Genomic DNA, 20,215 nt, shown 5'->3' with positions numbered 1-20,215 from the left:
GTCAGTACCTCGGATCGGGTCGCTCGGGTCCGCCGGGGACAGGCGCGGCGAACGCCTCCAGCGTAAGGATCACGATCCGCTGACCGGTACCGACAGTGTGTATGGCGCTCACCACCCCCACGGACAGAATGTCGACGCTCCTGTAGGAAGCTCCAGCACGTGGGGCGGGAGCGACGCCTCCCCCGGGAAGCGTCGTGCGCGGTCCCTGGAGGCGTCTCCTCGTGCGCGGTGGTCAGCCGGCCGAGGGGAAGGCCGTCCGCACCGTCCGCCGCCACCGGTCGGCGGCGAGGTCCGGGCGCAGGGCCGCCAACGCCGCGCTGTACGTGGTGAATTCCGGGGCGTGCAGCCCGTGGTCGCGCAGCAGCCGGTCCGCCGCGGTCTGCCCGCCGGCGCTTCTGGTCCCGACGAGGACGAGGCCGCCGTCGGCGCGTACGGTCCGCCCGGTCGCCGGGTCACGGCACACCAGGGCGGCGTCGCAGGTGATCCGCTGGCCGTCGGCGACGAGGGTGGTGCGCTGGTGGTGGGTGGCGAGGACGGGGCGCAGGCCGGCGGGGGCGTCGATGCCCTGGGAGCGGGCGAGCTCGGTGGCGAGGAAGCGGTGCGAGGCCGGGCCCAGGGCCGCTTCGTCCGGCAGCAGCGGGCACCGGCGCTTGACCGTCTCCGGGCGCCGCCCCTGGAGCACGATCTCCAACTGCCGCTCGCCGGTGTCCTCGTAGAGCCGCTCGCCGACCGTGAAGCGGGGCCGGCGGCGCTGCCGGTGGTCATGGAAGCTGCGCAGGTCGGAGGTGTCGTGGTGGACGCAGCGGTAGCCGAACCAGCGGCGGCCGTTGACGCACAGGGCCGCGAACGGGCCGCCGGGCCGGCCGCGGTCGGTGAGTTCGGCGGCGAGGGCGGCGAAGACCTCGACCGGGACGAGGTAGCCGCGGTCGACGCGGGTCAGCAGTTCCGCGCGGGCCTGGACGTCGGCGAGCGGCACGGGGCGGGCCGCCATGGCGGCGCGGGCGATGGCTCGTACGGCGGGAATCACTCGGTCTCCTCGGCGGACGTTCGGGGGCGGGCGAGCGTGCGGGGCCGGGGCGCGTGGGGTGGTTCGGCGCGTCCTCTGCCCCACGCTCGGGGAAAGTTCCGGAAAGCGGAATCGAATATCCGCCATGAGGCGAATCTCGGACACTTTTCGCGCCTCGTCGTGACCCTGGAGCATTGACAGCATCCTGTCGAGAAGACAGAATGCTGTCATACGCATCGTGGCTCAGCCGACCGAGGAGACGCCATGACCCGCAGCAGCCGCCCCCGCACCATCCACCTCGCCGTCTACGACACGCTCGCGGACTGGGAGTTCGGCCACGCCGCCGCCCACCTCCGCCAGGGCACCTACTTCCGTGCCGACCGCCCCGCCTACGACGTGGTCACCGTCGCCACCGCGACGGACCGGCCTTCGACGACGATGGCCGGGCTGCGGGTCCCCGCCGATCTGGCAGTCGACGCCCTTCGCCCCGAGGACAGCGCACTGCTGGTCCTCTCCGGCGCCCACCTCTGGGATTCCGGCGAGGAGCTGGCCCCCTTCGCCCGCAAGGCCCGTGAGTTCCTCGACGCGGGCGTGCCGGTCGCCGCCATCTGCGGGGCGACCGCCGGTCTCGCCCGGGAGGGCCTGCTCGACGACCGGCCGCACACCAGCGGCGCGGCCCCCTACCTCGCCGCCCAGCCCGGCTACCGCGGTGGCGAGCACTACCGGGACAGCGACGCCGTCCGCGCCGACGGGCTGATCACGGCGGGGCCGACGGACGCGGTGGCGTTCGCCCGCGAGATCTTCGCCGAACTGGACGTCATGGAGCCGCAGATCCTCGACGCCTGGTACCGCCTGTTCGCCCGCTCCGACGCGTCCGCCTTCCCCGTCCTGATGACGGCGGGCAGCGCGGGCTCACGGGCCGAGGACGCATGACGGCGCCCGACTCCGGCCCGCAGCCGTCCACGGCGCCACCGGCCCCCGAACTCCTCAGCCGTACCGCCCTCGCCGTCTTCCGGCTCAACGGCCAGTTCCTCTCCGTCGCGGAGGGCCTGGCGAAGCCGGCCGGGATGACCGCCGCCTGGTGGCAGGTGCTCGGCGCCGTACTGCACGAGCCGCTTCCGGTCGCCGGCATCGCCCGCGCCATGGGCATCACCCGCCAGAGCGTGCAGCGCATCGCCGATCTGCTGGTGGAGCGCGGTCTGGCCGCCTACCACCCCAACCCGGCGCACCGCCGCGCCAAACTCCTCGCCCCCACCGGGGAAGGACACGCCGCGATCGCGCGCATCACCCCCGGACACGCGGAGTTCGCCGATCTGTTGTGCGAACGGCTCGGCGGTGCGGACGACTTCCACCGCGTGATGGCGGCGCTGGAGGATCTGTCGGACGCGCTGGAGGAGCTGCCGCGACCCTCCGCGAGCTGAGCGGACCTCGGTATCCTCGCGACGGAAGAGCAGCGTGCCGGGGAACCCGGAACGGGACGGCTCACGTCGTCCCGGGTGTTCATGCCTGCGCCTACTCTCCCGCAGGCGGATTCCGGGGGGAAAGGCGGCGCATCGTGCAACAGCCTGGACGTGCTGGGCGGCAGGGACGGACGGGACGGTCCGGGGGGCTCGCCCCGCTGCGGGAGGGTGATCCGCAGCGCATCGGTGACTACCGCCTGATCGGGCGGCTCGGGGAAGGCGGCATGGGGCAGGTCTTCCTGGCCCGTTCGGACCGCGGACGCACCGTCGCCGTCAAGCTGGTGCGCGCCGAACTCGCCGACCAGGAGGAGTTCCGCGCGCGCTTCCGGCAGGAGGTGCGGGCCGCACTGCGGGTCGGCGGGGAGTGGACCGCGCCGGTGCTGGACGCGGACACCGAGGCGGCGACCCCCTGGGTCGCCACCGGCTACATCGCCGGCCCCTCTCTCCAGCAGGTCGTCGCCGGGAGCGCCGCGCCCCTGCCCGAGCGGACGGTACGGATCCTGGCCGCCGGACTGGCCCGGGCGCTCCAGGCGATCCACACCGCCGGGATCATCCACCGCGACCTCAAGCCGTCCAATGTGCTGCTGACCATCGACGGCCCCCGGGTCATCGACTTCGGCATCGCCAGGGCGCTTGAGGCGGTGACGGGCAACGGTCTGACCCGCACCGGCGCCGCGGTCGGCTCGCCGGGCTTCATGGCGCCCGAGCAGGTCAGGGGCGAGGCGCTCACCCCGGCCTGCGACGTCTTCTGCCTCGGCTCGGTCCTCGCGTACGCGGCCACCGGCCGGCAGCCGTTCGGGACGGCGGACAGTGGCGTGCACGCGATGCTCTACCGCATCGCGCAGGAGGAGCCCGACCTGACGGCGCTCCCCGCGGGCCTGCACGACCTGGTCGCCGCGTGTCTGGCCAAGGATGCCGCACAACGGCCCACGCCGAGCGAGCTGTTGGCGCTGACGGAAGCCGCGGACGGCAGCGGCGGCGAGGACGGGACGGCGGACGAACCGTGGCTTCCGGGTGCGCTGGTCGCCCAGTTGGGGTGGCATGCCGTGGAGCTGCTGGAGGCGGAGAACCCCAAGGGCGGTACGGACGGCGCCGGTTCGCGGCTCGCGCCACCTGAATCGCCGCGCGCGGCACAGGCAGGGACGGCGGAGGCGGGGGCGGCCCCCGGGGTGCACAGCCTGCCGACCACGGTCTCACCGGCCGCCGGGGCGGCCACTCCGCCGCCGTCACCGGTGCCGCAGGGCCCGGCGTCCGTCCAGGCCCCCGCGTCGGCGTACGGATATCCCTACGCGGTCGGCGGTCAGGGCACAGCCTCCCCCGCCCACCCCGACCACGGCCCCTACGGACCCGGCCATACGGCACCGCCGACGGCCGCACACGCACCGCGCCGCCGTGGCTCCGGCACCGCCCTGATGGTGGCGGTGGCGGTCGTCCTTGCCGGGGCGGGCGCGGCCACCGCGTACGTCCTGCTGGAGGGCGGGAGTGGCGGCGTGCGGTCGGCGGCAAAGGACGACCGGCCCTCGGGCAAGGGCGGGACGGACGAGGAGGGGCAGGGGCCGGCCCGGGAAGGGCAGGGTTCGGCGGAACCGGCCGGGGACGGCGGCATCCCTGCGGACTACCTCGGCACCTGGGAGACGACGGTCGGCGGCAGCAGCGCGGACGTCCGGCGCTTCCGGCTCACCCAGGGCGGCACCGGGGACACCGTGCTCACCATGACGGCCACCGGCCCCGCCTACCACTGCGAGTTCGCGGCCACACTGGACAGCGCCGGACCGCCGGTTCGTCTGGGGCCGTCCACCGTGACGTCCGGCCCCGCCGAGAGCTGCCGGCCCGGCCCCCCGAGCACCTTGGAGATGGTGGACGGCAGACTGCGGCGCACCTTCGACGACGGCAAGGCGCCCCTGACCTACGACAGGACCGGGTGATGCGCCCGCGCGGCGGGCGCCCGCTTCCGGTGCCCGACCGGCCCGGCGATCGTTCTCCCGTCGTGACGATCCCTCTGCCGTCGCGCGACCGGCAGAAGCCTAGGCTCGTCGAAGACGATCAGGGAACGGCGCACCGCACGGCCCGCGGGAGCAGGCCGGTCACCCGCACGACGGGCAGGGAACGACACGGGGGAGGGCTCGGATGGAGAGCCTGCGCGGGCTGACGGCCGGCGATCCGGAGTGGATCGGGGACTACCGGCTGCTCAGCCGCCTCGGCAGCGGCGGGATGGGCCGGGTCTACCTCGCCCGTTCCGAGGGCGGCAGGACCGTCGCCGTGAAGCTGGTGAAGGCCGAGCTGGCGGCCGAGGAGGAGTTCCGCGACCGCTTCCGCGCCGAGGTCGCGGCCGCGCGCCGGGTGGGCGGCCACTGGACGGCTCCGGTGCTCGACGCCGACACCGAGGCCGACGTGCCCTGGGTCGCGACCGGCTATATCGCCGGCCCGGCGCTCAGCGAGGTCGTCGGCGGCTCCTACGGCCGGTCCGGCACCTACGGCCCGCTGCCCGAGTACTCGCTGCGGCGCCTGGCCTACGGCCTGTCCTGCGCGCTGCTCGACATCCACGGCGTGGGCCTGGTGCACCGCGACCTCAAGCCGTCCAACGTCCTGCTGACCATCGACGGCCCCCGCGTCATCGACTTCGGCATCGCCCGCGCCCTGGACGCGGTCGGCGACCAGACCCAGACCCGCACCGGCACGGTGGTCGGCTCACCCGGCTTCATGTCGCCCGAGCAGGTCCAGGGCCACCGCATCGGCCCCGCCAGCGATGTCTTCTGCGTCGGATCGGTACTGGCGTACGCGGCCACCGGGAGGATGCCGTTCGGCAGCGTCGCCTCGGGCGTGCACGCCGTGATGTTCCGGATCGCCCAGGAGGAGCCCGACCTCGGCGACATCCCCGACGGCATGCGGGAGCTGATCGGCGGTTGCCTGGCCAAGGACCCGGCGGCCCGGCCGGCACCGGAGGAGATCGCCTCCCGGCTCGGCCCGGTGAGCAGCGGCGGAGCTGATTCCCCCTGGCTGCCGGCCGAGCTGATCGCGCGACTGGGCCGGCACGCCGTACGCCTGCTGGACACCGACACTCCGCCCGGCGGATCCCCTCCGCCGGGCCGGCGCGCCGCCGGCCGGCCGGCCGGCGAGACCGCGACGACCCTCTTGGCGGCGCGGCAGGACGGCGGGGGCGGAGCCCCGCAGGAGGCGCCGGCGGACTCTCGGGAGGCCCCGCCCACGCGACGCCGCTGGCTCCCCCTCCTCGCCACGGCCGTCACCGCGGCCGCCGCGACCGCGGTGGCCGTACCCCTGCTGACCGGCGGCGCCGGGCCCGATGACCGCCCCTCGGACATCCCGTCCCGCTACGTGGGCATCTGGACCGGCGCGGTCCAGCGCGACGGCACCCCCACCGGGCAGCAGCGCCGGTTCGTGATCTCGCACGGCAAGGTCGGCGAGGTGGTCGCGAACAGCACCAGCCTCGGCGCGAGCTACGAATGCCGCAGCGACGCCAAGCTGGTCTCCGCCACGGCGGGCGACGGGCGCCCGGGTCTGCGGCTGGACACCAAGGTCGTGAAGTCGGTCCCGCCCGGCCGCTGCGCCGCGCTCGGCGAGCACACCCTGCGCCCGGGCGGCGCCGGCACGCTCACCTGGGCGGCGGCCGGCCGGACCGCGACGCTGCGCCGGACCGCCCCCGCCGCCGAGCAGGTCCCGGCCACCTTCCTCGGCACCTGGCAGCGGCCGAACGCCGACGGCTTCGGAACGCAGCGGCTGACCATCGAGCGGGCGCCCGTCGGCAGCCCGGTGCTCACCACCGTCGTCGAGGGCCGCGGCGGGCGGTGCACCGCGCACGCCGACCTCTACTCCGCCGACGGCGAGCTGACCGTCGGGCCGTCCGTCATCGACCGGGCGGCGCCCGGCTGCGCGCCGAGCAGCACCTCGGTCCTCCAGGTCAACGGCGACGGCACCCTGCGCCGCGAGTTCCTGGGCGACGACAAACAGCCGCGGACCTACTCCAGAGCGGAGTAGGCCCACGGCCGGTGGTGCGAAGGCGCCCTTGCGGGCACCGCGCGGGGGGCAACGGCCCCGACGTCCTACGACAGGAACGAGTTGATCTCGATCGTCTCGTCGCGGCCGGGGCCGACGCCGATCGCGGAGATCGGGGCACCGGACATGTCCTCCAGCGCCTTGACGTACGCCTGCGCGTTCTTCGGCAGGTCGGAGAAGGACTTCGCCTTGGTGATGTCCTCCGACCAGCCCGGCAGGTTCTCGTAGATCGGCTTCGCGTGGTGGAAGTCGCTCTGGCTGTAGGGCAGCTCCTCGACGCGCTTGCCGTCGATCTCGTACGCCACGCAGACCGGGATCTGCTCCCAGCCGGTGAGCACGTCGAGCTTGGTGAGGAAGAAGTCCGTCAGGCCGTTCACGCGGGTCGCGTAGCGGGCGATGACCGCGTCGAACCAGCCGCAGCGGCGGTCACGGCCGGTGGTGACACCGCGCTCACCGCCGATCCGGCGCAGCGCCTCGCCGTCGTCGTCGAACAGCTCGGTCGGGAACGGACCGGCGCCGACACGCGTCGTATAGGCCTTGAGGATGCCGATCACGCGGCTGATCTTCGTCGGCCCGACGCCCGCACCGGTGCAGGCGCCGCCCGCGGTCGGGTTCGATGACGTGACGAAGGGATACGTGCCGTGGTCGACATCCAGGAGCGTGCCCTGACCGCCCTCGAACAGCACGACCTTGCCGTCGTCAATGGCGTTGTTCAGCAGCAGCGTGGTGTCGGCGACGAAGCCCCTGAGCTGGTCCGCGTAGCTCAGCATCTCCTCGACAACCTGGTCCGCGACGATGGCGCGGTGGTTGTAGAGCTTGGCCAGCACCTGGTTCTTGAAGTCGAGGGCCGCCTCGACCTTCTGGTGCAGGATCGACTCGTCGAAGAGGTCCTGCACACGGATGCCGGTGCGGTTGATCTTGTCGGCGTAGGTCGGGCCGATGCCCCGGCCGGTGGTGCCGATCTTGCGCTTTCCGAGGAAGCGTTCCGTCACCTTGTCGACGGTGATGTTGTACGGCGTGATCAGGTGCGCGTTACCGCTGATCAGCAGCTTGGACGTGTCGACACCGCGCTCGTTGAGTCCGCTCAGCTCGGAGAGCAGGACCGCAGGGTCGACGACGACGCCGTTGCCGATGACCGGGGTGCACCCCGGCGAAAGGATTCCGGAAGGGAGAAGGTGCAGCGCGTACTTCTGGTCGCCGACGACGACCGTGTGGCCGGCGTTGTTGCCGCCCTGGTAGCGCACCACGTAGTCAACAGACCCACCGAGCAGATCGGTGGCCTTTCCCTTGCCTTCATCACCCCACTGAGCACCGAGCAGCACAAGTGCGGGCACAGGCGTACACCCCTTCCGGGCGGGGCAGGACCAACGTGCGTGGATGGCATCCGTATGCGTGTTCACGCGGACGTCATCGCTGGATCCGTTGGACCGGTGCCCCGGAATAGACGAAGCCCCTGGCGCAATAGCGCAAGGGGCTCTTGCACCGAGATGCTACCTGAGGAAGGACCGAGGTGTCGGCGCAGCCTTCTGGGCACTCTCCCGCAGACTCCGTTCGGGGGTACCCCCTGCTCGTGGTCATCGACCCGGTCGCCCGCAGTACGGACGGCGAATCCGTACGCATCGCGAAGGATGTCCTGTGCGCTCGCGCGGGAGCGAAAATCTGCCTGCCGCAGGACCCCGAGGAATTCGCCCGGGCGCTGGCCCGGCGCGGCCACCGGCGACCGGTGGTCATCGGGGACGACCGCGCCCTGCTACGGGTCGTGGGCCTGCTGCACAAGGAGCGGGAGCTGGCAGGGGTCACGATCTCGATGGTTCCGGTGGGCGCTCCTGCGGCGGTGGCGCTGAGCCGCGCGCTGGGGGTCCCCTCGGACACGGTGGCCGCGGCGCGGGCGGTCCTGGACGGCGCCGAGCGGCCGATGGACCTGCTGACCGACGACAGTGACGGAATCGTGCTGGGCGGGCTGCGCATCCCCGGCGGGGACCTCGGGGCGCGGGCCGGGCACGGCCGCCATGTGCCGCCCGCGGCCGCGCCGGCTGACGCGTGGGACGGCCGGCCCGGCGGCACGGCCGTCGACGGGCACCGGCCGTGGTGGGAGCCGGCCGCGCGGACGGCGCGCTCAGCGCTGTCGCTGCTGTCGTCGCCGGCCTGCGGGCTCGGCGGGCGGCGCGGACGGGTGCCGGCCCAGCGGCTGCGGATCGAGGCGGACGGCATCATGCTGGCCGACCTGGACCGCCCGGTGCGGGGCGTCTCGGTGATGCCCGGCGGTCAGGCCGGGGCGTCCGGCCCGGCCCGGACGGGTCCGGAGGTCGACGGTTTCGGGCACCGCGCCGCCGACGCGGGCGGGCTTGCCGAGGTCGTGGTGCACTGGCCGGGCTCGGACCGTCCCGTGCGGGCGCAGGCGCGAGCGGTGACGGTGTCCGGTGCGGACTTCCACTACCGGGCGGACGCGGTGGTGGGCGGCCCGGTCAGGACCCGTACCTGGACGGTGCAGCCGGCGGCCTGGCGGCTGACGCTGCCGCGGCCGTAGACCCGCAGGCCCGGCAGGCCCCGCAGGCCCGGCAGGATCCGAACGGGAGGCCCTAGCCGCCCGACTCGGCGCGCACCTTGTCCCTGTGGTCGCGCCAGCGCTCCATCATCCCGCCGAGTTCCTGCTGGATGAACTCGAAGAAGGCCAGCGTCTCGTTGATCCGCCGGCCGGCGGGGGACTCCTCACCAAGGCTGCCGACGCCCTCGCGGAGGGTGGTCTCCCAGCGGCTGAGGACGCTGTCCCGGCGGGCCAGCGCCTCGTACCACTGGTCGCTGTGCACCCGGTAGCGGTCGCGGCGGGAGCCCGGTTCCCGCTCCCGGCTGACCAGGTCGACCTGGGAGAGGTAGCGGATCGCGCCGGAGACGGCGGCGGGGCTGACCTGGAGGCGCTCGCCGAGTTCGGCGGAGGTCAGCACACCGGAGTCGGAGGCCAGCAGGCAGGCGAAGACACGGGCGGACATCCGCTGCATCCCGGCCTCGACCAGCTGGGCGGCGAAGCGCTCGACGAACTGCGAGACCGCCTCGTCGTCCCGGTCGTCGGCGCCCGGCTGTCGCTGCTCACTCATGTCCGCATCATCTCCCCTGATCAGAGCCGCCCCTCCCGACTTTATACGCTTTCTTAACTTCACAAATTTGTGAAATGAGCGTAGCTTCAAAAACATGACGAAGGCAACGTTCCCCTCGTGCCACTCTCCCGCGATCCGGGTGGCCGGCCTGCACAAGTCGTTCGGCCGTACCCACGCGCTGGACGGCCTCGACCTCGATGTCCAAGCCGGCGAGGTGCACGGCTTCCTCGGACCCAACGGCGCGGGGAAGTCCACGACGATCCGGGTCCTGCTCGGACTGCTGCGCGCCGACGGCGGCAGCGCTCAACTCCTGGGCAAGGACCCCTGGCGCGACGCGGTCGAGCTGCACCGCCGCGTCGCCTACGTGCCCGGCGACGTCACCCTGTGGCGCAACCTCTCCGGCGGCGAGGTCATCGACCTCTACGGCCGGCTGCGCGGCGGGCGCCTGAACCCCGCCCGCCGGACCGAGCTCCTGGAGCGCTTCGAACTCGACCCCACCAAGAAGGGACGCACCTACTCCAAGGGAAACCGCCAAAAGGTCGCCCTCGTCGCCGCCTTCGCCTCCGACGTCGACCTGCTCATCCTCGACGAGCCGACCTCCGGCCTCGACCCGCTCATGGAGGAGGTCTTCCAGAGCTGCGTCGCCGAGGAACGCGACCGCGGCCGTACGGTGCTGCTCTCCAGCCACGTGCTGTCCGAGGTCGAGGCGCTGTGCGACCGCGTCAGCATCATCCGCAAGGGCCGGACCGTGGAGTCCGGTTCGCTCGGCGAACTGCGCCACCTCACCCGCACCTCCGTCGTCGCCGAACTCACGGGCGCGCCCAACGGTCTCGCCCACCTCCCCGGCGTCCACGGCCTCGCGCATCAGCCGCTCGCCGGGGGCCGCAGCCACCGGGTCAGGTTCCAGGCCGACACCGACAAGCTCGACGCCGTACTGCAATCGCTCAGCGCATCCGGTGTCCGCAGCCTGACCAGCACCCCGCCCACCCTGGAGGAGCTCTTCCTGCGCCACTACCAGGCCGAGGTCCGCACCGAAGAGGCGAGCGCACGATGACCGCCGCAACCGCCACCGCCGCCACGGCCGCCGCCCCCGGCCCCTCCCGCCATCTGGCGGGCACCGGAGCCCTGTTGCGCCTCGCGCTGCGCCGCGACCGGCTGATGATCCCGGCCTGGGTGCTGGTCCTCGGCCTCACCGTCGCCGGCACCGGGTCGTCCATCGCGACGCTCTACGACGGCGCCGCCGAGCGCGCCGGCCTTGCTGCCTCGATGACCGCCAACGCCTCGATGCGCGCGATGTACGGGCCGGTCCTCAGCGACTCCGTCGGCGGGCTGGTCGCCTGGCGGATGACCGGCCTCGGCGCCGTCCTCGCGGCGGTGATGAGCCTGCTGATCGTCGTACGGCACACCCGAGAGGAAGAGGAGACGGGACGTCAGGAGCTGCTCTCGGCGGCGATGGTGGGCCGTCGCGCGCCGCTGACGGCCGCCCTGCTCACCGCCCTGGTCGCCAACACCGGCCTGGCCGTGCTGATCACCGGCGGACTGGCCGGGACCGGGCGCCCGGTGGCCGGCTCCCTGGCACTCGGCCTCGCCGTCGGCGGCGTCGGCATGCTCTTCGCCGGACTCGCCGCCATCGCCGCCCAGTTCACCGAGAGCGCCCGGTTGGCCAAGGGCCTGACCGGCGCCGTCCTGGGCCTCTTCTTCGCCCTGCGCGCCGCGGGGGATGTCGCCACCACCGACGCCTCCTCGCCCCTCACCTGGATCTCGCCGCTCGGCTGGGCCGAGAACGTCCGCCCGTACGCGGGCGAGCGCTGGGGGACGGCGCTGCTCTTCCTGGCGGGCACGGCACTCACCGTCTGCGCCGCATACGCCCTGACCGCCCGCCGCGACCTCGGGATGAGCTTCCTGCCGGCCCGTCCCGGCCGGGCCCACGCACCCGCGTCCCTCGCCGGCCCCTTCGGCCTGGCCTGGCGGCTGCAACGCACCACCCTGCTGGGCTGGACGCTCGGCTTCGTGTGTGCGGGCGCCGTCTTCGGCGGGATCGCGAACGGTGCCGCCGACATGGTGGGCGGCAACCGACGGACCCGCGAGATCTTCGAGCGGATGGGCGGCCAGGCGGGCCTGACCGACGCCTTCCTGGCCACGATGACCGGCCTGCTCGGCATGATCGCGGCGATCTTCGCGACCGGCGCGGTGCTCCGGCTGCGCGGTGAGGAGACCGACGACCGCGCCGAGCCGGTGCTGGCCGCCGCCGTCGGCCGCCTGCGCTGGGCGTGCAGCCATCTGGTCGTCGCGTTCCTCGGCCCGGTCGTGGTGCTGGCCTTCGGCGGCCTGGCGCTGGGCGTCAGCTACGGCGTCACGGCCGGCGGCCTCGGCGGCCGGGTCGCTCCGGTGCTCGGCGCGGCCCTCGCCCAGGTCCCGGCGGTCTGGACGCTCGCCGGCCTGGCGGTGCTGCTGTTCGGTCTGCTGCCGAAGGCGACCACCGCCGTCTGGGCCCTGGTCGGCGGCTGCCTCGCGATCGGCTGGATCGGCCCGACGCTGGAGTTCCCCCAGGTGGTGATGGACCTCTCGCCGTTCGGCCATCTGCCCAAGCTCCCCGGCGCAGAGGTCCACGCGGCCCCGTTCCTCTGGCTGACGGCCCTCGCCGTGCTCTTCGCCGCCGCGGGGCTCACCGGCTTCCGCCGCCGCGACCTCGGCTGACACCGGGCGGCCGGGACCGTGCCGGCCGCCCCCTCCTCGTGCGCCGCCGGAGCTGTAGCGGGGGGGGGGGGGGGGGGGGGTGTGGGGGGGGGGGGCGCGGGGGCGGGGGGGGGGGGGGGGGGGCGGGGCGGGGGGCGGGGGCGCCCCCGGGCGCCCCCCGCCCCCCCCGGGGCGCCCCCCGGGGGCCGGGCCCGGCGCCGCCCCCCCCCCCGGCGGGCCCCGCCCCGGGGGGCGGGCCCCCGGGCGCCCCACTTTTGCGCGGTGCGCCGCCGGAGTCCGCGGGGTCGGGGCCGGCACCGGGGCCCGGCGGGTGCGTCACACCCGCACCACTGTCCACAGGCTGTGGACAAACATTCACCCGCCCGGCGTGACCAGCCGCGCCTCGTACGCGAACACCGCCGCCTGGGTGCGGTCCCGCAGCCCGAGCTTCACCAGGATCCGGCTGACGTGCGTCTTCACCGTCGACTCGGCGACCACCAGATGCGTGGCGATCTCGCCGTTCGACAGCCCCTGCGCCACCAGCACCAGGACCTCCGTCTCCCGCTCCGTCAGATCTCCGATGCGTTCCTGGGCGGGCGCGCGGGGCGTGCCCAGCCGGGAGAACTCGGAAATCAGACGCTTGGTGACGGTCGGCGCGAGCAGCGCCTCGCCGGAGGCGACGATCCGGACGCCCTCGGCGAGCTGGCCGGCCGAGGCGTCCTTGAGGAGGAAGCCGCTGGCTCCGGAACGCAGTGCCTGGTAGACGTACTCGTCCAGGTCGAAGGTGGTCAGCACCAGCACCTTGGCGTCCGCGTCGGCGGCGACGATCTCCCGGGTCGCCTCCAGGCCGTTCATCACCGGCATCCGGATGTCCATCAGCACCACATCGGGCTTGCGCAGCGCCACCTCACGCACCGCCTGGCGGCCGTCGACGGCCTCGCCGACGACCTCGATGTCCGGCATGGCGTTCAGCAGGACCGAGAAGCCCTCGCGGACCATGACCTGGTCGTCGACGATCAGTACCCGGATCATGCCGTGCCCTCCCCTGCCGCCGTGCTCGTCACCGGGAGGAACGCGACGACCTCGAAGCCGCCCTCCTCGGTGTGGTCGGCCGTCATCTCGCCGCCCAGCATCTGCACCCGCTCACGCATCCCCAGCATGCCGTGCCCCGCGCCCGGGGACGGTTTGGCGAGCCGGCTCGGCACGCCGTTGACGATCCGCAGGCCGATGCCGCCCAGGACGTAGGAGACCTCGACCCGCGCCTCGGCTCCGGGCGAGTGCCGCAACGCGTTGCTCAGCGCCTCCTGGACGATGCGGTACGCGGACAGCTCGACGCCCTGCGGCAGCGGCCGGGCGGCGCCGGTGATCACCGCCTCGACGGTCAGCCCCGCGCCCCGGACGCTGGTGAGCAGCGCGTCGAGGGTGGCGAGGGTCGGCTGCGGGGCTTCGGGGTCGCTCTCCACGAAGGCGTCCGGGTCCTCGGAGCGCACCACTCCCAGGATGCGGCGCAGCTCGGTGAGCGCGGCGACGGCGTTCTCCCGGATCGTCGCGAAGGACGTGGCGAGCTCGGGCGGGGTGTTCTCGACGCGGTACGGGGCGGCCTCCGCCTGGATGGCGATGACGGACATGTGGTGCGCGACGACGTCGTGCAGCTCACGGGCGATGGTGGCGCGCTCTTCCAGCAGCGTGCGCCGGGAGCGCTCCTCCTGGGTGACGGTCTGCGTCTCGACGACCTGCCGGCGCTCCTCGCGCCAGGCCCGCACCGCGGCGGCCGAGACCAGCACCACCGCGGAGAACACCGCGACCGGCGGCCAGTTCGAGGACTCGAACCCGTCGAACAGTGACACCACGGCCCCCAGGCCGAAGGTGACCACCCACATCTCCACCGCGAGCCGCGGCCGGGTGCGCAGCACGACCAGCGTCATCACCGCGAGGTGCGTGGGGAACACCACCCCCCACGGGTCCATGCCGTGCGTGTCGAAGTACGAGGCGCCGATCAGCGTGACGACGAACGCCCCCAGCGACAGCCAGTACGCGCCGACCGGCCGGAAGAGGGTGAGCATCGGCGTGGCGGCGAGCAGCGCGCACAGGCCGACGGTGAGGACGCCGCGCAGCGGGCCCACGCCGTACACCATGCCGAACGTCCCCAGGAAGACGCAGGCCGAGAAGAACCCGACGGCGGAGTGCGGCAGCCAGCGTGCCCAGCCCCGCATCTTCTGCGGCAGCCAGGGCACCCAGCGGGCCACCTTGGCGTCCTCCAGCGGCGGCATCGGGCGGAAGGCGAAGGCACCGACGAACAGATCCTGGCGCAATCGGTGCAGGGCGCCACGGGCTATCCGGGCCTCTGAGCGCAGGGTGCCCTGCGTCTGGGTCGTCTCGTTCACGGGACAACGGTAGGCAGTGCCGGAGCTGTGTGCGTCCTCACCAGTGGGGATCTACCGGCGTCCCCCTCAGGTACTACGAGGCGGGCGGACTGCTGCCGCGCAGGTCGGAGGGGTCGCCGGGCCGGCCGCCGAGCAGCGCGTCGAGCAGCGTGCGGTACGCCACTGTGCCGGGCGTGACGGGGGCGTAGTGGCCGACGCCGGGCAGCTCGCGCAGCGTCGTGGTGGCCGCACCGCCGTCGGCCGTGGCCGCCGCGGCTGCCGCGAGATACCGGCGGGAGATGTCCAGGGGGACGTCGGGGTCGTCGGTGCCGTGCAGGATCGTGACGGGCAGGCCCGTCGGCGGCCTGCGTGCGGGGTCGGCCGCCGCGATCCGCTCCGCGAGCGCGGGCCCCTCACCTTCCTGCCCCGGCGGCGACCCGACCAGCTCGGCGACCGCGCCGTCGCTCAGGCCGAGCTCATGGGCGCGGGCGAGGTCGGCGACCGGGGAGACCGCGATGACCCGGCCCACGCGGACGCCGGGGCGGGCGGCGGCGAGCAGCGCGAGATGGCCGCCCGCGGAGTGCCCGACGAGGACGGGGCCGCCGGTGTCCGCCGCGCCCGGCCCGGCCTCGGCCGCGACCGTCCCGATGGCCGCCGCCACATCCTCGAACGTGCGCGGAGCCCCACCGCCCGCCCCGACCCTGCGGTACTCGGCCAGGGCGACCAGCAGCCCCTGCCGGGCCAGTTCGGCGGCGAGCGGCGAGAGATGCCGGCGGTCGTAGGCGGCCCGCCAGAACCCGCCGTGCAGCAGCACGACCGTCCCGCAGCGCGCCGCCCGGGGCGTGACCGCGGCGGACGGCGGGGCGTAGAAGTCGACGATCTGGTCCGGATGCGGTCCGTACGCGACCGTCCGGTCCGGCGCCACCGGGGCGAGCCCCAGCAGCGCCGTCTCCTCGTCCGGTGCGCTCACCCGCGGCCCCCGGCCGCCCCCGGCTCCACCTCGGGCTGCGCCCGCAGCACCTCGCCGAGCACCCAGGCGGCCTGCTCCGCGTCCGCGAAGGAGGTGTAGAGCGGGGTGAAGCCGAAGCGCAGCACGTCGGGGTGGCGGAAGTCGCCGACCACACCCCGCCGGATCAGCCCCGCCATCACCTCGCCCGCGTCCGCGCACGCCAGCGACACCTGGCTGCCCCGCCGTTGGTGCTCGGCGGGGGTGACCGAGCGGACCCGGCCCTGCGGTGCGTACGCCGCCACACAGTCGAGGAAGAAGTCCGTCAGCGCCAGGCTCTTGGCGCGGACGTCCTCGATGGTGACGCCGTCCCAGGCCACCAGCGCCGCCTCCAGCGCGAGCAGCGACAGGATGTCGGGGGTGCCGACCCGGCCGCGGACGATGCCGTCGGCCGGGGCGTAGTCGGGGCCCATCCCGAACGGCTCGGCGTGCGAATTCCAGCCGGGCAGCGGCGAGTCGAACCGCTCCTGGAGGCTTTCGCGCACGTAGAGATACGCGGGCGAACCCGGCCCGCCGTTGAGGTACTTGTACGTGCAGCCGACGGCGAGGTCGACGCCGTGCGCGTCCACGCCGACCGGCAGCGCACCGGCGGAGTGGCACAGGTCCCAGACCGCCAGCGCACCCGCGGAGTGCAGGGCTGCGGTGATGCCGGGCAGGTCGTTGAGCCGGCCGGTGCGGTAGTCGACGTGGTTGACCAGCGCCAGCGCGGTCCGCTCGGTGACCTCGTCGCCGATCCTGGCGGGCTCGACGGGGCGCACCGCGAGACCGGTCATCCGGGCAGCGGACCGGGCGATGTAGCCGTCCGTCGGGAAGGTCGTGGCGTCGACCAGGATCTCCGTGCAGCCCTTGCCGGCCATGCGTATCCCGGCGACCACGGCCTTGAAGAGGTTGACGCTCGTGGAGTCGCCGACCACGACCCGGCCGGGCGCCGCCCCGATCAGCGGCGCGATCTTGTCGCCGATCCGCTCGGGCGCCGTCCACCAGCCGGACTCGGACCACGAGCGGATGCGCAGCTCGCCCCACTCGCGGGCGACGACATCGGCCACCCGGTCGGGCACCGCACGGGGCAGCGCACCGAGGGAGTTGCCGTCGAGGTAGACGGTGTCGTCGAGGACGAAGCGGTCACGGAGCGCGCCGATTGGGTCGGCGACATCCAGCTGCTCGGCGCGGCCGGTGTGTTCACGGGCCACCGGCGCCTGCGGGTCCAGGGGGTTCTCGGTGGCGTCAGACATGGCTGCGCGCCGTCCACAGCTCGGGGAAGACGTTCTTGCGGGCCCGCTTCTCCAGCCAGGCCACCCCCGCGGAACCACCGGTGCCCATCTTCGCTCCCATCGCCCGCCGGGTCGCCACCAGATGGTCGTTGCGCCAGCGCCAGACCAGCTCGGCGACATCGGTCAGCGCCTCACCGAGCCGGACCAGCTCGGACTCCTGGCCGCCGGAGTAGATCTCCGCCCAGACGGCCTCGACCGCCGGGTCCGCCTCGTGCCGCTGCGCCGGGTCCCGCCGGAGCACGGCGTCCGGGACGGCGTGGCCACGGCGCGCGAGCAGCCGCAGCACCTCGTCCCACAGGCTCGGCTCCTGGAGGGCCTTCTCCAGCTCGGCGTACTCGCGCGGCGCACCGCGGTGCGGCACCAGCATCGAGGCGGACTTCTCACCGAGCAGGAACTCCAGCCGGCGGTACATCGCGGACTGGAAGCCGGACCCCTCGCCGAGCGCGCTGCGGTAGGCGTTGAACTGCGCCGGGGTCAGCCGGGCGAGCGGCTTCCAGGCGGCGTTCAGCGCCTCCAGCTCGTAGGTGGAGCGCTTGAGCGCGTCCATCGCCACCGTCAGGTCGTCGCGGCGCAGGGCCTCGGCCGCGGTGTGCCACTCATGGACGATGACGGTGAACCACAGCTCCATGACCTGGGTGGTGACCAGGAAGACCATCTCGCCGGGGTCGTCGGAGAGCGGGTGCTGCAGGTGGGTGAGGACGCCCGCCTGGACGTAGTCCTCGTACGGGGTGGTGGTGCTGCTGCCGATGCTCAGATCGGGGGCGAACGGCGGGTCCTGCTCCGTCTCAGGGTGGACCTCGGCGCCGGTGGCCGCGGCACGGCCCGGTTCTTCGACGCTCCGATGGGGAGAAGGCTGCGACATGAGGGACTCCTCAGTGCGAACTACCGGGTAGCGGTCCGCCCCTTCCTTGTCGGCTCGGGAGCCCCGGTCCCCTCGGGCGCGGAACGATCCGGGCCCAGGGAAATCATCCGTGCTGGACAGCGACGGCGCAAGGGCCGACCGCGATCATGCGGTCGGCCCTCGGTCACTGCCCGGTGCGTCGCCCCGGCGGCGCCCGGCGCCCCTCAGCGGCGGCGGAACAGGGCCGCTCGGAGCGCGTCAGGGCGGACCCTGACGGCTCGGACGGAGTGCCGCGCCCGAGGGTGCCCGGAAGCCTGCCCGGCCCGCTCCCAAGGGCCTCCCGGCTGCCGTGGAGCGGCCGGGAGGGCACCGTCGGGGGCAGCCTCCCGCTCTCAGGTGAGCGTGTCGGCCGCGGTCGGCGAGGAGTCCCGCAGGAAGGTCGAGCAGCGCTCGTACTCCTCCTGCTCGCCGATCGCCTGCGCGGCGCGGGCGAGGGCGTGCAGTGCGCGCAGGAAGCCCCGGTTGGGCTCGTGCTCGAAGGGCACCGGGCCGTGGCCCTTCCAGCCGGCCCGGCGCAGCGCGTCCAGGCCGCGGTGGTAGCCGGTGCGGGCGTAGGCGTACGACTCGACGGTCCGGCCGCCCTCGAAGGCGTCGTCGGCGAGCTGCGCCCAGGCCAAGGAGGAGGTCGGGTACTTCGCGGCGACATCGGACGGCGCCGTGCCCGCCGCGAGCAGCTCGCGGGGCTCGGGGTCGTCGGGCAGGTGGGTCGGGGGCGGTCCCCCGAGAAGGTTCTCGTGAATGGCCATGCTCCCAGTCTGCCTGGTCCCGGGGGCGGCGAGCGCCCCGGATCTTCCGGCGGGCAGGCAGCACAGCGGGGGGTCGCCGGGGCCCACGAGGGGCCGTTTGGGCTGGTGGGGGGCCGTTCGTACCAGAAGTCCCGGTCCCGTCCTAGGCCCTCGCTTCCGGTGCCGGCCGATGCGTCTCCCCAGGGTCCAGCGGCGGCGCACTCACCGCGCAGTGGTAGGTGACCTCGGGGTGGCACGGCTCCTCGACCGCCGCGCCGCGCAGGACATTGGTCCGCACCGTCAGCCACGCGATCAGCGCCCCGGCCAGCAGCACACCCGCGCACAGCGGCATGGCACGCCGGAACGTCGACCCGAACTCCTCGGCCGAGCGGTACGACTCCGGGCCCATGCCCACCAGCAACGGCAGCGCGGCCACCGCGACGAGCCCCGCCGCGCGCGCCGCGGCGTTGTTGATGCCGCTGGCCAGGCCCGCCCGGTCCACGTCCACGGACGCCAGGACGGTCGCGGTCAGCGGCGCGACCAGCGTCACCATCCCGGCGCCCAGCACCACCAGGGCGGGCAGCACATCCGCCAGGTAGGAGGCACCGACCCCGACCCGCAGCATCAGCAGCATCCCGGCCGCGCACAGCACGGGCCCGACGGTGAGCGGGATCCGCGGCCCGATCCGCTGGCCCAGCTCCCCGGAACGCGCGGAGAGCAGCAGCATCATCACGGTGGTGGGCAGCAGCGCCGTGCCGGCCGCCAGCGCCGAGTAGCCCACCACCACCTGGAGCTGGAGCACGGCGAGGAAGAAGAAGCCGCCGAATGCCGCGTAGACGCACACGGTGACGGCGTTGATGGCGGAGAACTGGCGGATGGCGAAGATCGACGGCGGCATCATCGGATCCTTCCGACGCCGCTCGACGTGCAGGAAGACCACGCCGAGCAGCACCCCGGCCACCGCCGGAGCGATCACCCCCGGTGCGGCCCCCCGGTCCGGCGCGGCGATCAGCGCATAGGTGACCCCGGCCAGGGACAGTGCGCCCAGCGCCGCACCCGGCACGTCGAAGCCCCGGTGCTCCTTCGCATCCCGCTCCCGGGTCTCCGGTACGTAGCGCAGCGCCACCGGGACGCACACCGCCGCCAGCGGCACATTGACGAAGAACACCCAGCGCCATCCCGGCCCGTCCACCAGCCAGCCGCCGAGGAAGGGCCCGACCGCCGCGGCCACACCGCCCAGTCCGGACCAGGCGCCGACCGCCCGCGCCCGGTCGTCCGGGTGGAAGACGGCCTGCATCAGGGCCAGCGAACCCGGAGTGAGCAGCGCCCCGCCGACGCCTTGCAGCCCGCGGGCCGCGATCAGTACCCCGGCGTTCGGCGCCAGTCCGCACAGCAGCGAGGCCGCGGCGAACCACACCACACCGATGACGAAGATCCGGCGCCGTCCGTAGCGGTCCCCCAGTGCCCCGCCCAGCAGGATCAGCGCCGCGAGGGTGAGCATGTAGGCGGAGACCGTCCACTGCAGGACCGCCAGGTCGGCGTCCAGGTCCTCGCCGATCCTGGGCAGCGCCACATTGACGACGGTGCTGTCGAGCATCGCCATGCCGGAACCCAGCACAGCCGTCAGCAGCACCCAGCGGCCCCGGGGCGAGGACAGGCGGATCGCGCCGGACGTACTCGGCTCACTCATACGCAGAGCATGCC

The 20,215-nt window shown here is 74.0% G+C and carries 17 protein-coding genes; 7 read left to right on the top strand and 10 right to left on the bottom strand.

Annotated features, from left to right (window positions below):
* Positions 1-232: 232 nt before the first annotated feature.
* Entirely contained in the window at positions 233-1,027 is a 795-nt protein-coding gene (locus tag ACGFZW_RS13480; RefSeq protein WP_393893217.1) for a VTC domain-containing protein, read from the bottom strand.
* Positions 1,028-1,270: 243 nt separating this feature from the next.
* On the opposite strand from ACGFZW_RS13480, the gene ACGFZW_RS13475 reads away from it, so the two are divergent.
* The 4 genes from ACGFZW_RS13475 to ACGFZW_RS13460 all read left to right on the top strand — a co-directional run bounded on the left by ACGFZW_RS13475 (position 1,271) and on the right by ACGFZW_RS13460 (position 6,459).
* Positions 1,271-1,939: a DJ-1/PfpI family protein gene (locus ACGFZW_RS13475; RefSeq protein ID WP_393893216.1), complete on the top strand. Its 669-nt coding sequence runs from the start codon at positions 1,271-1,273 to the stop codon at positions 1,937-1,939.
* Positions 1,936-2,427, top strand: a complete 492-nt coding sequence (locus ACGFZW_RS13470; RefSeq protein WP_393893215.1) for a MarR family winged helix-turn-helix transcriptional regulator — start codon at positions 1,936-1,938, stop codon at positions 2,425-2,427. The genes ACGFZW_RS13475 and ACGFZW_RS13470 overlap by 4 nt, the downstream gene beginning before the upstream one ends.
* 134 nt (positions 2,428-2,561) lie before the next feature.
* A complete protein-coding gene (locus ACGFZW_RS13465; RefSeq protein ID WP_393893214.1) occupies positions 2,562-4,391 on the top strand; it encodes a serine/threonine-protein kinase in 1,830 nt (609 codons plus the stop codon).
* 202 nt (positions 4,392-4,593) lie between these two features.
* A complete protein-coding gene (locus tag ACGFZW_RS13460; RefSeq protein WP_393893213.1) occupies positions 4,594-6,459 on the top strand; it encodes a serine/threonine-protein kinase in 1,866 nt (621 codons plus the stop codon).
* Between the two features lie 65 nt (positions 6,460-6,524).
* Here ACGFZW_RS13460 and ACGFZW_RS13455 read toward each other — a convergent pair whose 3' ends face one another.
* Positions 6,525-7,811, bottom strand: coding sequence for an adenylosuccinate synthase (locus ACGFZW_RS13455; RefSeq protein WP_393893212.1), 1,287 nt, complete (start codon positions 7,809-7,811; stop codon positions 6,525-6,527).
* Positions 7,812-8,047: 236 nt separating this feature from the next.
* Here ACGFZW_RS13455 and ACGFZW_RS13450 point away from each other — a divergent pair, with 236 nt between their 5' ends.
* On the top strand, positions 8,048-9,004 hold the full coding sequence (locus ACGFZW_RS13450; RefSeq protein ID WP_393893211.1) for a hypothetical protein: 957 nt from the start codon (positions 8,048-8,050) through the stop codon (positions 9,002-9,004).
* A gap of 52 nt (positions 9,005-9,056) precedes the next feature.
* Here ACGFZW_RS13450 and ACGFZW_RS13445 read toward each other — a convergent pair whose 3' ends face one another.
* Positions 9,057-9,569: a GbsR/MarR family transcriptional regulator gene (locus ACGFZW_RS13445; RefSeq protein ID WP_393893210.1), complete on the bottom strand. Its 513-nt coding sequence runs from the start codon at positions 9,567-9,569 to the stop codon at positions 9,057-9,059.
* 94 nt (positions 9,570-9,663) lie between these two features.
* Between ACGFZW_RS13445 and ACGFZW_RS13440 the strand changes: the two genes are divergently transcribed.
* Positions 9,664-10,623: an ATP-binding cassette domain-containing protein gene (locus tag ACGFZW_RS13440; protein ID WP_393893209.1), complete on the top strand. Its 960-nt coding sequence runs from the start codon at positions 9,664-9,666 to the stop codon at positions 10,621-10,623.
* A complete protein-coding gene (locus ACGFZW_RS13435) occupies positions 10,620-12,266 on the top strand; it encodes an ABC transporter permease (RefSeq protein ID WP_393893208.1) in 1,647 nt (548 codons plus the stop codon). Before ACGFZW_RS13440 ends, ACGFZW_RS13435 begins: the two co-directional genes overlap by 4 nt.
* A gap of 354 nt (positions 12,267-12,620) precedes the next feature.
* On the opposite strand, the gene ACGFZW_RS13430 is transcribed toward ACGFZW_RS13435, so the two are convergent.
* The 7 genes from ACGFZW_RS13430 to ACGFZW_RS13400 all read right to left on the bottom strand — a co-directional run bounded on the left by ACGFZW_RS13430 (position 12,621) and on the right by ACGFZW_RS13400 (position 20,201).
* Entirely contained in the window at positions 12,621-13,277 is a 657-nt protein-coding gene (locus ACGFZW_RS13430) for a response regulator (RefSeq protein ID WP_393893207.1), read from the bottom strand.
* Entirely contained in the window at positions 13,274-14,629 is a 1,356-nt protein-coding gene (locus ACGFZW_RS13425; RefSeq protein WP_393893206.1) for a sensor histidine kinase, read from the bottom strand. Before ACGFZW_RS13425 ends, ACGFZW_RS13430 begins: the two co-directional genes overlap by 4 nt.
* Positions 14,630-14,702: 73 nt before the next feature.
* Positions 14,703-15,578 (bottom strand): alpha/beta hydrolase family protein, encoded by an 876-nt coding sequence (locus ACGFZW_RS13420; RefSeq protein ID WP_393893205.1) that lies wholly within the window; start codon positions 15,576-15,578, stop codon positions 14,703-14,705.
* A complete protein-coding gene (kynU, locus tag ACGFZW_RS13415) occupies positions 15,575-16,846 on the bottom strand; it encodes a kynureninase (protein ID WP_393893204.1) in 1,272 nt (423 codons plus the stop codon). The genes ACGFZW_RS13420 and kynU overlap by 4 nt, the downstream gene beginning before the upstream one ends.
* Positions 16,839-17,747: a tryptophan 2,3-dioxygenase family protein gene (locus ACGFZW_RS13410; RefSeq protein WP_393893203.1), complete on the bottom strand. Its 909-nt coding sequence runs from the start codon at positions 17,745-17,747 to the stop codon at positions 16,839-16,841. The genes kynU and ACGFZW_RS13410 overlap by 8 nt, the downstream gene beginning before the upstream one ends.
* Before the next feature lie 371 nt (positions 17,748-18,118).
* Entirely contained in the window at positions 18,119-18,532 is a 414-nt protein-coding gene (locus ACGFZW_RS13405) for a DUF3151 domain-containing protein (protein ID WP_393893202.1), read from the bottom strand.
* A 142-nt stretch (positions 18,533-18,674) separates the two neighbouring features.
* A complete protein-coding gene (locus ACGFZW_RS13400; RefSeq protein ID WP_393893201.1) occupies positions 18,675-20,201 on the bottom strand; it encodes an MFS transporter in 1,527 nt (508 codons plus the stop codon).
* Positions 20,202-20,215: the final 14 nt, after the last annotated feature.

This window comes from Streptomyces sp. NPDC048248 (assembly GCF_043201875.1).
Lineage (GTDB): Bacteria > Actinomycetota > Actinomycetes > Streptomycetales > Streptomycetaceae > Streptomyces.
This window is presented reverse-complemented; position numbering and strand designations above follow the sequence as displayed.